Annotated in this window: 13 protein-coding genes and 3 pseudogenes; all 16 read left to right on the plus strand. The window is 28.4% G+C overall.

Going from position 1 to position 15,826, the window contains the following annotated elements; genetic code table 11:
* The first annotated feature begins 33 nt into the window (after positions 1-33).
* The 16 genes and pseudogenes from P5P87_RS20365 to P5P87_RS20445 all read left to right on the plus strand — a co-directional run bounded on the left by P5P87_RS20365 (position 34) and on the right by P5P87_RS20445 (position 15,740).
* Positions 34-1,473 carry a lipopolysaccharide biosynthesis protein gene (locus P5P87_RS20365; RefSeq protein ID WP_278020419.1) on the plus strand — a complete coding sequence of 480 codons (1,440 nt, stop codon included), beginning with the start codon at positions 34-36 and terminating at the stop codon, positions 1,471-1,473.
* A 41-nt stretch (positions 1,474-1,514) separates the two neighbouring features.
* Complete coding sequence (locus P5P87_RS20370) at positions 1,515-1,943, plus strand: hypothetical protein (protein WP_278020420.1); 429 nt, start codon at positions 1,515-1,517, stop codon at positions 1,941-1,943.
* A complete protein-coding gene (locus tag P5P87_RS20375) occupies positions 1,904-2,824 on the plus strand; it encodes a hypothetical protein (protein ID WP_278020421.1) in 921 nt (306 codons plus the stop codon). The genes P5P87_RS20370 and P5P87_RS20375 overlap by 40 nt, the downstream gene beginning before the upstream one ends.
* Positions 2,825-2,877: 53 nt before the next feature.
* Positions 2,878-3,867 carry a WaaS/CpsH family glycosyltransferase gene (locus tag P5P87_RS20380; protein ID WP_278020422.1) on the plus strand — a complete coding sequence of 330 codons (990 nt, stop codon included), beginning with the start codon at positions 2,878-2,880 and terminating at the stop codon, positions 3,865-3,867.
* Positions 3,857-5,041, plus strand: a complete 1,185-nt coding sequence (locus P5P87_RS20385) for an O-antigen polymerase (protein WP_278020423.1) — start codon at positions 3,857-3,859, stop codon at positions 5,039-5,041. The genes P5P87_RS20380 and P5P87_RS20385 overlap by 11 nt, the downstream gene beginning before the upstream one ends.
* Positions 5,034-6,050, plus strand: a complete 1,017-nt coding sequence (locus tag P5P87_RS20390; RefSeq protein ID WP_278020424.1) for a glycosyltransferase family 2 protein — start codon at positions 5,034-5,036, stop codon at positions 6,048-6,050. The genes P5P87_RS20385 and P5P87_RS20390 overlap by 8 nt, the downstream gene beginning before the upstream one ends.
* 193 nt (positions 6,051-6,243) lie before the next feature.
* A complete protein-coding gene (locus tag P5P87_RS20395) occupies positions 6,244-6,636 on the plus strand; it encodes an LbetaH domain-containing protein (RefSeq protein ID WP_278020425.1) in 393 nt (130 codons plus the stop codon).
* Between the two features lie 6 nt (positions 6,637-6,642).
* A complete protein-coding gene (locus P5P87_RS20400; protein WP_278020426.1) occupies positions 6,643-7,776 on the plus strand; it encodes an NAD-dependent epimerase/dehydratase family protein in 1,134 nt (377 codons plus the stop codon).
* Positions 7,773-8,813: a WaaS/CpsH family glycosyltransferase gene (locus tag P5P87_RS20405; RefSeq protein ID WP_278020427.1), complete on the plus strand. Its 1,041-nt coding sequence runs from the start codon at positions 7,773-7,775 to the stop codon at positions 8,811-8,813. The genes P5P87_RS20400 and P5P87_RS20405 overlap by 4 nt, the downstream gene beginning before the upstream one ends.
* Before the next feature lie 4 nt (positions 8,814-8,817).
* The gene (locus P5P87_RS20410; protein WP_278020428.1) at positions 8,818-9,783 is read left to right on the plus strand and encodes an MraY family glycosyltransferase; all 966 of its coding nucleotides are present in this window, start codon (positions 8,818-8,820) and stop codon (positions 9,781-9,783) included.
* Positions 9,780-10,205 carry a cupin domain-containing protein gene (locus tag P5P87_RS20415; protein WP_198857741.1) on the plus strand — a complete coding sequence of 142 codons (426 nt, stop codon included), beginning with the start codon at positions 9,780-9,782 and terminating at the stop codon, positions 10,203-10,205. Before P5P87_RS20410 ends, P5P87_RS20415 begins: the two co-directional genes overlap by 4 nt.
* Positions 10,198-11,322: a DegT/DnrJ/EryC1/StrS family aminotransferase gene (locus P5P87_RS20420; RefSeq protein ID WP_278020429.1), complete on the plus strand. Its 1,125-nt coding sequence runs from the start codon at positions 10,198-10,200 to the stop codon at positions 11,320-11,322. Before P5P87_RS20415 ends, P5P87_RS20420 begins: the two co-directional genes overlap by 8 nt.
* A gap of 21 nt (positions 11,323-11,343) precedes the next feature.
* Entirely contained in the window at positions 11,344-11,892 is a 549-nt protein-coding gene (gene rfbC / locus P5P87_RS20425; RefSeq protein WP_278020430.1) for a dTDP-4-dehydrorhamnose 3,5-epimerase, read from the plus strand.
* A pseudogene (gene rfbD, locus P5P87_RS20430) lies at positions 11,892-12,738 on the plus strand (dTDP-4-dehydrorhamnose reductase). The gene rfbC and the pseudogene rfbD overlap by 1 nt, the downstream one beginning before the upstream one ends.
* Before the next feature lie 68 nt (positions 12,739-12,806).
* Positions 12,807-13,702: pseudogene (gene rfbA, locus P5P87_RS20435) on the plus strand (glucose-1-phosphate thymidylyltransferase RfbA).
* A gap of 71 nt (positions 13,703-13,773) precedes the next feature.
* Positions 13,774-15,740, plus strand: a pseudogene (locus P5P87_RS20445) (polysaccharide biosynthesis protein).
* Positions 15,741-15,826: the final 86 nt, after the last annotated feature.

Raw genomic sequence — 15,826 nt, forward strand, 5'->3', positions numbered from 1 at the left:
TTTAAGTTGAAGGATCCCCTTTAAGTATTTTTAATGTCTCAAAAACTCGTAAAAAGCACAATATATTATTCAATAGGAGAAATTGTCCCTAGAATTATTTCATTTCTTTTATTACCTATTTTAACTAAATATCTGACACCAGATGAATATGGCATAGTAAGCTATACTAATTCAGTAATGATGTTTGTATTTGTAATAGCTACTTTGTCGTTGAATACTTTTGTTCTGCGTCATTATTATAGTTCTAAAGATGAATATTCAAGAAAAGAATTAATCGGGAGTACGTTTTTATTTATTTTTGGATTCAATTGTATCTTGATGATTTTTCAAATGCTTTTCTTTCCATTACTAATAGATTTCTTTAACGTTAATATTCCGTTTAAACCCTATTTCCAATTAGCAATTTTAAATAATTTTTTTGATGTAATTTCTATTATTCCTTTAGTGTTATATAGGGTAAAAGAAAATGCAAAAGGATTCTTAATATTAAGCTTGTCAAGAACTTTGCTTCAATTTTTGATGGTTTATGTTTTAGTAGTTATATATAGCGAAGGTTTGTTAGGAAGTTATTATGCAAGGTTGGTTATTAATATACCTTTCATGTTTGTATATTTTTATATGATCTATAAGAATAGTATTTTCAAGATAAATTTTAAATTAATAAAGGAAGCACTGCATTTTACTTTACCTATTTTGCCTGGAAGTTTGGCTTTTTTATTTGTGTCATTGAGCGATAGGGTAATTTTGGAAAGATACATTTCACTGGATCAATTAGGGATCTTTTCTGTAGCTATAACTCTAGCGACTGTTTTAAATATTGTGATTCAAGCTTTATATAAAACATTTGAGCCAATCTTATTCAAAGAATACTATAATGAAAATTTTCAAGAGACAAACTTAAAATTATACAAAATTTATTTATTAGCTGTTTTTTCAGGAGCATTTGGAACTTCTATTTTTAGTAAAGAGTTTTTTATGATTGCAACATCAGGTGTTTTTAGAGAAGGTTATAAATTAGTGCCATTATTTATTGTTTCTGTCGTTATTTCAGGTATTAACACCTATTTAAATATCTTAATGATAGCAAATAAAAAGCAAAAAATGGTTTCTATAGTTTCAATTATTTCTGCCGTCATATCAGTTATTCTTAATTTTATTTTAATACCATACTATGGGTGTTATGGTGCTATAATCGCTTCTGTAGCTTCTTTTATATTTTCAAATATTATCTTTCAATACTATACAATTATTACTAAAAAATATATCATAACTCAAGTGATATTAATTGCACAAATCGTATTTGTACCGATAATTTATGATGAATTATTTAATTTTAACATACTAATAAATTTTGTATTAAAGATCATTATTTGTATTCTTTTTATACTTCTTAGTTTTAAGTTCTTTAATATTGATTTGAACTTTGTCAAATTAATGTTTACAAAGAATAGTGTTAAGAAAAATAGTTATTAAAGAGTTTGGCCGAGATGGGCATTGTTATTTAAAAAAAATTAATGAAAAGTAGTTTGACTTTAACAGTTGAAAACGTTTTAAAATCTATCTCTGTAGACAAAAAATATAAAGGTTATGCTTTAGAAGAATCTTTGATAGCCTTTAAGTATTTACAAAAATTAGGTTTACGAAATACGATTTGGTGGAAAAGTCTAATTAAACTTTCGATAGGTTTTATAAAAAAAATATTTTTTTATAAAAAGTTAATTCTAAGGGAAAGCTTAAAAAAAGATAAATATAAAATATTAGTTGCAATTAATTTTTCAATTGCTGATACAAGACATTCTAAAATTCTAATAGATTTTATCAATGAGTTTCCTGACAAGATGGATTTACTTATTGTAACAAATCAAAAATGTGTTGAAGAACATTGTTTGAAAAATGATTTTTCTTGTATTTTTTTAAAAACTCTATTTACAATTTTAATTTAGGTGATTTACTTAGTGGTTATACTATTAATGAGAGCTTTATTTTTAAAGAATATAGAGAATATATTGATTTTCTAAATGTTCTTTACCTTAGGGTAACACCGAAAATAGTAATTACAACGCAAGATTTTTTATTGCCTGATTTTTATTTTGCCAAGGTTGCAAATTTTCAAAACATCCAGACAATAACACATCAACATGGTGAAATACCAAATTCTGAGAAATCTCTTTATAGTGTGCTTTTTTCAGATTATTTTATGTGCTGGGGAGAAGTCTCAAAAGAAAGATTGAAACGTAGCATAAATGAAGATAGGATCAAAATTGTTGGAACAACAAAATTTGGTAAAATTAGAGCTAAAAATAGTTTTATTAAAGAAAATATTTTAATTACTCCAACGGTATTTCCGTTACATCAATTAAAATTTATATTAAGCAATACTCTAATTGAAATAAAAGATTTTAATAATATAATAATAAAAACACATCCAAGTCAAAATACCAAAGAAATTAAGGATGTAATTGATGAAATATGTAAATTGAATGAAATTACAACAAATATAAAGGTCATTGGGAGTGAAGAAGGATTAATAGACTTATTAGATAATGCATTTATTCTAATAAACATTAAATCTGGAGCATATTTAGAAGGAGTTCTCTCTGGTACATCTTTAATTGATCTTGATCTTGATGAAGTTAATAGTTCATTATTTCAGAATGCTGATGCGTTTATAAAAGTTAGTGATTTGAAAAATGAAATAGCTAAAAGAAAATCAGATTCAAAATACAATGAAAGTATAATCAGAAATCAAAATCTATTATTAAAAAAGAATATATTTTCATCTACTTTAGAAACCGAAATCGAGTTTGTCAAAGGCTTATTATAAGGTTAATTCTTCTTTATGATTAATTTTTATTTATCAAACGAGTAAAATACGATATGTCTAATAATTTTCAAAATAAAAAAATTTTATTTATAGGTCCAATTTTTCATAATTATCATATTTTAATTAAGGAAAAATTGGAAATTTTAGGAGCCACAGTTGATTTTTATCCTGAAAGAGATTATGGATGGAAATTTAAAATTATAAATAATTTATTTAAGAATCATTTAAATAAATTTCAAAAAAACTATTATGATTCGATTTTAGAGAATTCAGAAAATGCTGATTATGATTTTTTATTTGTAATAAGGGGGTATATGCTATCTAATGATTTTGTAAATAATTTTAAGAAATTATATCCAAAGGCTAAGACAATAATGTATCAATGGGATTCTGATGAAGAAAATCCATTTTTTGATGTAGCATCTTTATTTGATAAAGTTTATTCATTTGATTTCAAAGATTGTAATAACATATCATTTGTAAAATATATACCGTTGTTTTACACAGATGATCTTATACCTTATAGACAAAAAGAACAGGAAGCGGAATATGATTTCTTTTTTATGGGATGGTGTTTTCCTGAAAGATACAAAGCGGTTATTTCTTTTAGAGAGTTTACAAGGACAAATAATTATAAATTGAAAGCCTTTTTATATATGCCTTTTTCATCATATCTAAAAGAAGTGTTAAAAGGGAATTTTCTTGATCGGTCTATTGTCTCTTTTACTCCTATGAATAGAGTTCAATACTTAAGTATTTTGTCTAAATCAAAAGTTATGGTAGATGTAAGTAATCCTCGTCAGACAGGTTTAGCAATGCGTGTAATTGAAGCAATAGCTATGGGCACTAAAGTTTTAACGAATAATATGAATTTAAGGCAGGATAAGATTGTTGGTAAGACAGAGCTTTTTTCATTTTTTGATGAGAAAGATATTTTTGTTAAAGAAGATTTCATAAATGATCAATCATTTAAAGGCTCTAGTAATTCTATGCTGTCTATTGAACTTTGGTTGAAAAATATATTTGAACATAATGAAAACTAGATGGTTTACAAATCCTATATGGGTTTACTCTTGGATTTGGATTTTTGTCATGTTAGTTTATAATTTAAGATGGTCAAATTATTATAATAATTTATCTGTAAAATTAATATCTTTTTTTTGCATAACATTTTTTTTGTCGTTTATAGGAGGATATATACTGGAGATTACAAAAAAGAATAAATTTAAAGAGATCCCAGTCAGTTATTATAATTTAACGATGTTATTATTTTTGTGGGTTGGATATATATTAGAGTTTTTGTATTCTGGAGGTGTTCCTTTACTTCTAGTATTAAAAGGGTCATTTGGAAATTATAAAGATTTTACGGGAATACCTACTTTCCATGTGATTTTAGCATCGTATACTATTTTTTTGGGAGTTTACTTTTTTCATCAATTTGTATCGACAAAAACGAACAAAAAACTACTAATGTTTTTGATTTTGGCAGTTTTTCCAAATTTACTGGTACTTAATCGAGGGGCAATAATGATTACCCTAATAGCTTGCCTAATTATCTATTTAATGAAACAAAATATTGTCAAAATTACTAAAATGATAAAAATTGTTTTAGGAGTTTTAGTTGTTTTGTTTTTATTCGGACAACTTGGTAATGTACGTAATGAACTTTCTGCAGATAATAAAGAATATATTTTAAGTTTAGGAGGAGCAACGGATGAATTTATTTCTGGAAATGTACCTTTCGAATATTACTGGGGATATTTATATATTGCTTCTCCTCTAGGTAATTTAGACAATCTTGTAAATAACTATGATCCAAAATTTGACATCCATAACGTTCCAAATTTGATGTTTGAATTTACTCCAGATTTTATCTCTAATAGGCTACGATTAATTTTTAATGATGGAGAGATAGAAGATATTTCAAATTATTTAGTAGTAGAGTCTTTAAATGCACCAACTGTATATTTTAGGTCATACTTTTTATTGGGTTGGATAGGTATGTGGTCGATGTATTTTTTTTCTATGTTTTCAGTAATTTGTTATCTTTTTATTTTGCCAACTTCAGGAAAATATTATTTAACAGGATTGGGGATACTATCATCCATTATCATTTTAAATACATTTGGTAATATGTGGATATCTTCAGGAACTGTTTTAATATGGCCTTTGATATTTTCATTGTTTGATAAAATTAAAATTAAAAATAATGCTTAAAAAAGTAGTTAGTATAATCGTTCCCGCCTATAATGTACAAGATTATATATATCAATCTTTAGAATCTCTTTTAGATATTAAAGATGATAATGATATAGAAGTAATAATAATCAACGATGGATCTACTGATCAAACATTGAATGTCATTAAATCCTTTATAACAAATTATTCTTGCTTTAGTTTTCATTTAATTGATCAAGTTAACACTGGCCTAAGCGGTGCAAGAAACAACGGGTTAAAGTTAGCCAAAGGAGAATATGTTTTTTTTATGGATAGTGATGATATTATTCATTGCGACGGGTTACTTGAAATGTTAAAAAAAGCACAGGAAACAAAAGCAGATATTATTGTTGGTAATTATTATGAATTTACTGACTTAGAAAAAAACAAAGTATATAGAAATGATAAAACTAATTTTGAAAAACCTTTAATTACACTTGATGAACGTTTGGAAAAATTATTTACAATTGATATTTCTTTTGCTGTTTGGAATAAGCTTTATAAATATGATTTCTTAGTTCAAAAGAACCTAATATTTAAAGAGGGAATGTGGTTTGAAGATTTAGATTTTGTTTTTAGAGCTTTTTATGAAGCCCATAAAATTGAAAAAGTTGAAAACTTTGTTTATGGTTACAGGCAACGACCAAATTCAATTATGACTTTAGTAGTTCCTAAAATTCTTGACAAAATGAAAATTATGGAATCTTTGTCAGTTTTTTTAGTAGATAAGGGGACTTTTGAATATTACAAAGCGCAGTATGATATCTTGTATTTAAAAATGGCATTTTCAATTTTAAGTCCCGTAATTAAAAGAGACACTGATTCTTTTGAAGTAATCGTGAAAGGAGTTTTGAAGAATCCGTATTTTGCTAATTTAATTAAAAGCAATTTAGTTAATTTAGAATTGATGAAAATTAACGAAAGAGTATTTTATTATCTTCTTAAAAGTAATATCATAAATTATTATAGTTTAAGAATGCTATTTAATATTAGTAAATTATGGAAATAATCAAAAGATATGGTTTTTTAGGAATTATAGAAATGGGTATTTTTTTTTAAGAACAAAACTTATTTTCCCAAAGGCCCGATTAATAAGATTTCCTATCGACATAAGAAATAAGAGACAGATAAAAATTAATGAAGGGTTTACCACAGGCAGACATTGTAGGCTTGAAGCATATTCTCATGATGGGGAAGTCGTTTTGAAAATTGGGAAAAATGTACAAATTAATGACTTTGTACATATTACGGCTGTTGAAAATGTTTTAATTGAGGATAATGTGTTGATAGCGAGTAAAGTCTATATTTCAGACTCATCACATGGTAGCTATAAAGGTGATGAGAACGATAGTAATCCTAATCTAATCCCTAAAGATAGGTTGTTGGTTTCTAAACCAATAACTATTAAAGAGAATGTATGGTTAGGAGAGTTTGTTTCAGTTTTACCTGGGGTTACCATAGGAAAAGGCACTATAGTAGGCGCAAATTCAGTTGTTTCTAAAAGCCTTCCAGAATATGTAATTGCAGTAGGAATTCCTGCAAAGCCAATAAAAAAGTTTAATTTTCAATCTCAGAAATGGGAAAAATATCGATAAAAAAATATGAAAAACATTTTAATTACTGGAGGTGCAGGTTTCATTGGAAGCAATTTAGCCCTTAAGCTTATAGAAAAGGGACACACAGTTACTGTTTTGGATAATCTTTCAAAACAAATACACGGAGAAAATCCTCAAGAAACTTCTCCTCTTTATAAAAGCATAAAAGACAAAGTTATTTTTATTGAAGGTACAGTAACTTCAAGAAGTGATTGGGAAAAAGCACTTCAAAATCAGAATGTAGTAGTTCATTTTGTCGCAGAAACAGGAACGGGTCAATCTATGTATTGTATAGAAAAATACACAGAAGTTAATATCCAGGGAACAGCTATAATGCTTGATATATTAGCAAATAATGAGAATTCAGTTGAGAAAATTGTAATTGCCTCTTCGCGTTCAATTTATGGTGAAGGAAAATATAAGCATCCAAAATTAGGAATTGTTTATCCGACACATAGAAATGAAAATGATATGTTAGCAGGAAATTTTGAGCTTACTTTTTCAGATAAAGAAGAGCTTGAATTGTTGGCAACTGATGAGGATTCAAAAATTCATCCTTCTTCTGTTTACGGAATTACAAAACAAAACCAAGAGCAAATGATAATGACCGTTTGCCCAACAATAGGAATTGCTCCAGTAGGGTTTAGATACCAAAATGTTTATGGCCCAGGGCAATCTTTGTCGAATCCTTATACTGGTATTTTATCAATTTTTTCTACACAGATTAGAAATAATAATCCGATTCAGATTTTTGAAGATGGTAAAGAAACAAGAGACTTTGTTTTTATAGATGATGTTGTTGCCGCAACAATCCTTGGTATTGAAAAAGAAGAAGCAAATGGACATGTTTTTAATGTTGGTACTGGTGTTGCAACAGATGTTCTTGAAGTTGCAAATTCCTTGATAAAAGCTTATGAAATAGAGGTACCCGTAACAGTTACAGGAAGATTTAGATTAGGTGATATTCGTCATAATTTTGCAGATTTAACAAAAATTAAAGAGCGTTTAGGTTTTGAGCCAAAAGTATATTTCAAAGAAGGAATACAAAAATTTTCTGCTTGGGTATTACAGCAAGAAATCCAAGAAGATAAATTAAGTAAGTCTCTTGAGGAAATGAAGAAGAAAGGTCTTTTAAAATGATGATTGAAGAAGTTCTTAAAAATAAAAACATTTTGTTTTTTTCTGTTCAGACTTTTAATCTTGAGAAAGAGATTTTGAGTAAATTACAGCAGCTAGGAGCAAATGTTGATTACTATGATGAAAGACCTTCAAATAATAATTTTACAAAGGGAATTATCAGGATTAAAAGAGATTTGCTTCAAATAAAAATCAATAAGTACTATAGTAAAATTTTACTTGATATAAGTAATAAAAAATATGATTACTTGTTTGTAAATAAAGGAGAAGTCGTTCCAGAATTCTTTTTAAATGAGTTTAAAAAACAACAACCTCATTGTCATTGTATTTTTTATACTTGGGATTCTTTTTCAAACAATAAGAATGCAGTGGCAATTTTGAAGTATTTTCATGAGAAATTTTCATTTGATTCAGACGATGCGGTTAAGTTTGGTCTTAAATTTAGGCCACTTTTTTATTTAGATTTTTATCAAGATATACATGTAGATTCAAAAGCGGAAATAAAAAACGATTTACTTTTTTTAGGGACAGCACACTCTGATAGATATCGTATTAGTAGCAATATTGTTGATTGGTGTAATAAAAATGATATTAAATCATATTGTTACTATTATATGCAGGGGAAATTGGTTTATATTTATAAAAAACTCTTTGATAAAACTTTTAAAGATTTTGAATATAAAAAATTAAGTTTTGAAAGCCTAAAAGCAAAAGATTTATTTCAATTGTATCAAGATTCGAAAGTTATTTTGGATATTAATCATCCTGGGCAAAAAGGACTTACAATGCGAACTTTTGAAGCAATTGGAGCAAGAAGAAAAATAATAACAACCAATAGTGAAATTCGAAAATACAAATTTTATGATCCCAACAATATATTAATTGTTGATAGAGAAAATATCGTATTGAATAAGCAATTTTTTGAATCTGAATACAAGGATATTGAATCCACTTTATATGAAAGAATGTCATTAAGAGGATGGTTAACGTGCTTATTTGTTAAAAATGAACCAAACATTTGGGTCGAGGGAATAAATTAGAAAAATGCAATACACAATATTAGGTTTAGTTTTAATGATCTTAATGCTTCTTTATTTCAAAGTTGCAGATCGTTTTAATATTATCGATAAACCAAATCAGCGAAGTTCACATACAGAAATAACACTTCGAGGAGGTGGTATAATTTTTTGGTTTTCAGCTTTGCTTTATTTTTTTCAGCATATCGAAAGCAATTATTTTTTCTTTGCAGGAATTACATTGGTAAGTTTAGTAAGCTTTTGGGATGATATTCAAAGTCTTTCAAATAAGATTAGAATTTCAATTCATTTTCTTGCTATCACATTGATCTTCTTAGATCTCAACTTGTTTACTCTTATGCCAATTTGGGGAGCTGTTATATCTTATGTGCTTGCAATTGGATTAGTAAACGCTTACAATTTCATGGACGGTATTAATGGAATAACAGGACTCTATACTTTGGCTGTACTTGGATCTTTATTATATGTTAATGCCAAAATTCAACTATTTACAGATGGCAGTTTCATAAAATATGGAATGATTGCAAGTCTTGTCTTTTTGTTTTTTAATTATAGAAAAAAAGCGAAATGTTTTGCAGGCGATGTTGGTAGTATAGCAATTGCATTTTGGATTATTTATTTAGTTTTAAAATTAATTTTAAGTACAAACTCGGTTATTTGGCTTTTGTTTTTAGCTGTTTATGGAGTTGATGCTGTTTGTACCATTTTACATAGGCTTTATTTAAAACAAAATATATTCGAAGCACATCGTTTACATTTGTATCAAATTCTTAGCAATGAATACAAAATACAGCATAGATTAGTTTCGTTATATTATGCATTGGCACAAATTGTAGTTTCTATTTTAGTAGTATCACTTTATCAAAAAATAAGCGATTATATATTATTTGCGATTATAATTGTTCCATTGCTTTTAGTATATTCTTTAAAATTTTATTTAATAAATAAAAGCAACTTAAAATTACAAGTATGAGTCCAGAAGTAATTCAGGGAGGAAATTTTTCAGATCATCGAGGTACTATTTCATATGTTAATGATTTTAGTTTTAATGATATTGAAAGATTTTATATCATAACTAATTCGGAAGAAAACCCTATTCGTGCTTGGCAGGGACATAAATTAGATTCAAAGAATTTTTATTGCGTAAGCGGATCTTTTAAAATTCATTTTGTAAAAATTGATAATTGGGAGAATCCTTCTAAAGATTTGACGATCGAAACAGTTGAAGTTTCTGAGTTTGACAGTAAAATTGTTCATGTTCCTGCAGGTTATGCAAATGCAGTAGAATCCTTAGAAAAAGATTCAAAATTAATATCATTTTCTACTTTGCCATTATCAAATGTAAAAGAAGATGATGCACGATATCCTGCTGATTATTGGAATTTAAATGGGTAGAATTTATTTATCCTTATCGCAACAAAGTGGTTTTGAAATAGAATATATTGAGAAAGCATTACAATCTAACTGGATTACCTCGGGAGGACCAAATGTAAATGATTTTGAAATTGAACTTCAGAATTATTTCGGAGAAGATTCATTCGTTGCGGCGTTAAATTCAGGAACATCTGCAATTCATTTGTCATTAATTTTATTAGGAGTAAAACCAGGAGATGAGGTTATTTGTCAAAGTTTGACATTTTCAGCATCTGCGAATCCGATTTTATATCAAGGCGCTACTCCTATTTTTGTTGATAGTGAACCTGAAACTTGGAATATATGCCCTGATAATCTTGAAATAGCGATAAAAGACCGAATTAAAAGAGGTAATAAACCTAAAGCAATAATTGCAGTTCATTTGTATGGTATGCCATATAAAGTAGATGATATTCATGCTATAGCTGATCGCTATAGAATTCCTATTATCGAAGATAGCGCCGAAGCATTAGGAAGTTGTTATAAGGGAAAAAAATGCGGTACTTTTGGTGAATTTGGAGTATTATCATTTAATGGCAATAAAATAATTACGACCTCGAGTGGCGGTGCCCTAATATCTAATTCAAAAGAAGTAAAGGAAAAAGCCATTTTTTATGCCACTCAGTCAAAAGATAATGCGATTCATTATCAGCATAGCGAAATTGGATATAATTACAGAATGAGCAATATTTGCGCTGGGATTGGTTTAGGACAAATGAAAATTTTTCAGAAAAAAATAGATTCAAGAAGGAATAATCATATGTTTTATCAAGAGCTTTTTTCAAGTATTGAAGAGGTAGAGCTTTTTGAGGTAAAAAATGAAGATTATTTTTCAAATTATTGGCTGAACACGATTTTGCTAAAATCAAGCGAAGTTAAGAATGATTTATTGCAAGCCTTTGAGGAAGCAAACATTGAGACACGTCCTATTTGGAAACCAATGCATTTGCAACCAATTTTTGAAAGCTATCCTTATTACGGCAATAAAATATCAGAAAAGATATTTGAAAATGGATTATGTCTTCCATCTGGAGCAGATTTAACTATTAAAAATAAACAAAGAATAAAAGAAGTAATCAACACTTTTTTTTATAATTAAAAAAACATTTACCCAATTTATATGAAAGTTGAAGAAACCTATATTAAAGATTTAGTCATTATTGAACCAACTGTTTTCGGAGACGAAAGAGGTTATTTTTTTGAATCTTACAGTAAAACGAAATTTGAAGATTTAGAAATTAATATTGATTTTGTTCAAGATAACCAGTCATTTTCAAAATATGGAACATTAAGAGGCTTACATTATCAAAATCCTCCTTTTGCACAAACGAAATTAGTGCGTGTTTTAGAAGGTGAAATTATTGATGTTGCTGTAGATTTAAGAAAAGATTCACCTACTTACGGAAAATCTTTTAGTATTTTACTTTCATCTGAAAATAAAAAGCAATTGTTAGTTCCTCAAGGATTTGCCCATGGATTTTCGGTTATTAGCGAAACCGCATCAGTAATGTATAAATGTGATCAATTTTATAATAAAGCTTCTGAAGGAGGAATCAAATATGATGATCCATTTTTAAATATTGATTGGGGAATGGATTTGAACGACGCAATTGTTTCTGATAAAGATCAGATTTTGCCGTTTATTGAAAACTGTAATAGCTTATTTTAATGAAAAAAATTCTTGTAACGGGGGCAAATGGGCAATTAGGATCAGAACTTTCAGTTTTATCATCAAAATATCCAGAATATGAATGGTTTTTTGCCGATAGAACAAAAGCCACATTAGACAATCTAGATCTTTTGCCTATTCAATTAAATGATATTAAAGCAGATGTGATTTTTAATTGCGGTGCTTATACTGCAGTTGATAAAGCTGAAACAGAAAAAGAGCTAGCTTTTACAGTAAATTCTTCGGCAGTAGAAATAATTGCGAAATATGCTTCAGAAAATAAGGTGAAGTTAATTCATGTGTCCACAGATTATGTTTTCGATGGTACTTCATCAGTTGCTTTAAACGAAGAAGCATTTACAAATCCTATTAATGCCTATGGGGAAAGTAAATTAGCAGGAGAAATTGCATGCATGAAGCAAAATCCAGATTCAATTGTTGTTAGAACTTCTTGGGTTTACAGTAAATTTGGAAATAACTTTGTAAAAACCATGCAACGCTTAATGCAAGAGAAAGAAGAAATAAGTGTTGTGAATGATCAAGTTGGTTCACCAACTTATGCAACTGATCTAGCGCAGGCAATGATCAATATTGTTAATTCACCAAATTGGATTTCAGGAACATATAATTATTCTAATGAAGGAGAAATAAGCTGGTATGAATTTGCTTTGAGCATTAAAGAGTTAGGAAATTATAATTGCCAAGTAAACGGCATTCCATCTTCTTCATATCCAACACCTGCAAAAAGACCGAGTTTTTTCATTATTAGATAAAAATAAAATAAAATCAATCTATAATTTAGAAATTCCATATTATAAAGAAAGTTTAAAAAAGATATTTCTATAATATAAATATTGAGTTTGATTTCTATATTCTGATTAAAGTCAAAGTTTAAAATACTAAAATTAAAATTTATGAAAGGGATTATATTAGCTGGAGGTTCTGGCACAAGATTACACCCATTAACTTTAGCGGTTAGTAAGCAATTAATGCCCGTATATGATAAACCCATGATATACTACCCATTATCAACTTTGATGATGGCAGGAATTAGTGAAATTTTGATAATCTCCACACCTCATGATTTGCCTCATTTTAGAAAACTTCTGGTGATGGAAGCGCGATTGGTTGTAAGTTTAGTTATGCAGAACAACCAGATCCAAATGGTTTGGCTCAGGCTTTTGTTATTGGAGAAGAGTTTATAGGCAAAGACAAAGTGGCTTTAGTGTTAGGAGACAATATCTTTTTTGGAACAAATATGCAAGAACTTTTAAAAGATAATGCTAATCCAGATGGAGGAGTTGTATTTGCCTATCACGTTGCAGATCCTGAAAGGTATGGAGTAGTAGAATTTGACGAAAACAAAAATGCAATTTCAATAGAAGAAAAACCTTTGGAACCAAAATCAAATTATGCTGTTCCGGGCTTATATTTTTATGATAATTCTGTAGTAGAAATTGCCAAAAATATTAAGCCAAGTGCCCGTGGTGAATATGAAATAACAGATGTAAATAAAGTTTATCTTGAAAAAGGACAGTTAAAAGTTGGAATATTAAGTAGGGGAACGGCTTGGTTAGATACTGGAACATTTAATAGTTTGATGCAGGCAGGGCAATTTGTGCAAGTTTTAGAAGAAAGACAAGGATTAAAAGTGGGTTGTATCGAAGAAATTGCTTGGAGACAAGGTTTTATTGATGATCAACAACTTGAAAAGTTAGCACAACCACTGTTAAAATCAGGATATGGATCATATTTAATAGATTTTCTAAAACAAAAGAAAAAAGTGTTAAAATTTAATTTGTATCTTTAACTAATTATTTAAAATCTTTAATTTGTATTTTTGTATAAATGTCGGATTAAAGGCACTTAAAAAAAGAACAATTGAACACAGAAAAACCAAATAATATAACCTCTTTGTTATATAATACCTTTTCGCCAAGAAATCTTCGGGCAAATATTAATAATCTAAGTTATTTGCCTAGATGGATTATTGTTGGTATAGATGTTATGGTTTTGGTTTTTTCTTTTTGTCTTACCTATTTGCTTTTTGAAGGTACGGCAATAGGGTATCTTATTACGTCTCATAATTTTTTCTTTGTTGCAGGATTAATTATTGCCAATGTGTTTTTTTCTGGCTTTTTAGAACATACTCAGGAATTATTAGGCATTCTTCCTATATAGATGCAATAAAATTGTTGTTTTCTCAAATGTCTGTTCTTGTATTTTTCTTGTTTATAAATTTAATTTTTGAATTATATACAGGGCATAAAGCATTTTTAAACACTGCCCTTTTTATTAATTTAGTATTGTCTTTTTGTGGACTTTTCTTATATCGTGTTGTAGTAAAGCAGACATTTGAAATGTATTTTTCTGAAAAAGCTACGACTAAATTAATTCGAACTGTAATTTATGGCACAGATGCTAATGCAATTTCTGTTGCAAATGCATTGAAATTTGAAAGTCCTTCTCGTTTTAAAATAGTTGGTTTTGTTGATAAGAATAATCAGAATGCGTCTAAACGTATGCTAGATCTTCCTATCCTTATTTTAAGAAAGAAGTTGCCTGCTTTAATGCGTTCTGTAGCTGCAGAAGGTGTAATTATTGCAGATAAAAGTTTAAGCAAAGACGAACAGCTTATTATAGTTGATCAATGTTTGGAGTTTAATTACAGAGTATATACAGTACCTCTTATTTCAGATTGGGAAAATCAAAAAGAAATTTCGCAAAAAGTTAAGAATATCCAAATCGAAGACTTGTTAGAAAGAAAACCTATAGTTCTAGATAGTAGATCTATTTCTAAGCAGTTAAAAGATAAAACAATTTTAATTACAGGAGCAGCAGGATCAATAGGAAGTGAGATTGTAAGACAAGTTTTGAATTTTAATCCAAAAAATGTTATTGTCTTAGATCATGCAGAAACACCATTGCATAATTTGTGTTTGGAAACTCAAGCAATGAATGTAAGCACTAAAATAGTTGCGGTAATTGCAGATGTAAGAAGTAAAAAAGCTTTAGATAAGGTTTTTAAAAATTATAATCCACATGTAGTTTTTCATGCTGCAGCCTATAAGCATGTACCTTTGATGGAAGAAAATCCTTCTCAGGCAATTCAAACTAATATCAAAGGAACTAAAAATCTTGCTGATTTGGCTTGTAAATATCATGTGAAGAAATTTGTAATGGTTTCTACAGATAAAGCGGTTAACCCAAGCAATGCAATGGGAGCCAGTAAACGAATCGCAGAAAAATATGTACAGTCTTTATTCTTAAAAAATCAAAGAGAGAACATTCAAGGAGGGACAAAATTTATAACGACTCGTTTTGGAAATGTTCTGGGTTCAAATGGGTCAGTCGTTCCGTTGTTTACTAAACAAATTGCAGAAGGTGGACCTGTAACAATCACACATCAAGACATTATACGTTATTTTATGACAATTCCAGAAGCTTGTCAACTTGTATTGGAAGCTGGAGCTATGGGGAATGGAGGAGAAATCTATATTTTTGATATGGGTAAACCAGTTAGAATTATCGATTTAGCTCGAAAAATGATTAAGCTGGCTGGTTTTATACCAGATAAAGAAATCAAAATTAAAATTGTCGGATTAAGACCTGGAGAAAAGCTTTATGAAGAATTATTAAATGATACTTCAAAGACTCTTCCAACATATCATAATAAAATTATGATTGCGCAAGAAATTCAAGACGAGTATGAGAATCTTCATATTGATGTTGATGAGTTAATTGGAATTGCTGATTTTTACGAAAATGATGATATTGTTGCTAAAATGAAAAAAATAGTTCCAGAATTTAAAAGTATGAATTCGACTTTTGAAGTTTTAGATAAATAATATTAAACAAAAATAAAATCAAATATAATCAAGAGGTGTTTTTTTAAACGCCTTTTGACATTTTTAAACAAATTCTAAAATATTAA

It is taken from the genome of Flavobacterium ginsengisoli (genome assembly GCF_029625315.1).
GTDB lineage: Bacteria > Bacteroidota > Bacteroidia > Flavobacteriales > Flavobacteriaceae > Flavobacterium > Flavobacterium ginsengisoli.